At 76.0% G+C, this 417-nt stretch carries 1 pseudogene; it reads right to left on the reverse strand.

From position 1 onward, the window contains the following. A pseudogene (locus tag LPA54_RS40230) lies at positions 1-417 on the reverse strand (hypothetical protein); the annotation flags it as partial.

Below are 417 nucleotides of genomic sequence, written 5' to 3' on the forward strand. Positions count from 1 at the left end.
CTCAAGGAGGTCACCGGGCCGTCCGGGATCAGCCCGGTGACCTCCTTGAGCAGCGCGGCCGTCGCCGAGAACGACATGGCGGACGCCAGCCCCAGCAGTGCGGCGCGCGGCGCGCCCCGCACCGTGCGGGACGCCGCCACCAGCGACACCACCGCCGCCGCGAGGGCGGCCCTCGCCGGCCACCAGTGCCCGGGTATGGCCGTGGACCGTCCCGACGTCGGCGACGCGGCGGTCAGGAAGAGGGACAGGCCCGCCGCGAGGGCGACGAAGGCCAGCCAGGTTCTCAGGTCCGGGCTGCGGTGGAAGACCAGGCTCCCCACCGCGCGGGTGTCCAGCAGCTCGGCCGCCGTCAGCGGCTGCTCCAGCGCGAGTCTGCCCACACCCAGCGCCGCCGCCTGGAACACCGTCGACAGGGCG

Source organism: Streptomyces sp. DH12, from assembly GCF_020873895.1.
GTDB lineage: Bacteria > Actinomycetota > Actinomycetes > Streptomycetales > Streptomycetaceae > Streptomyces.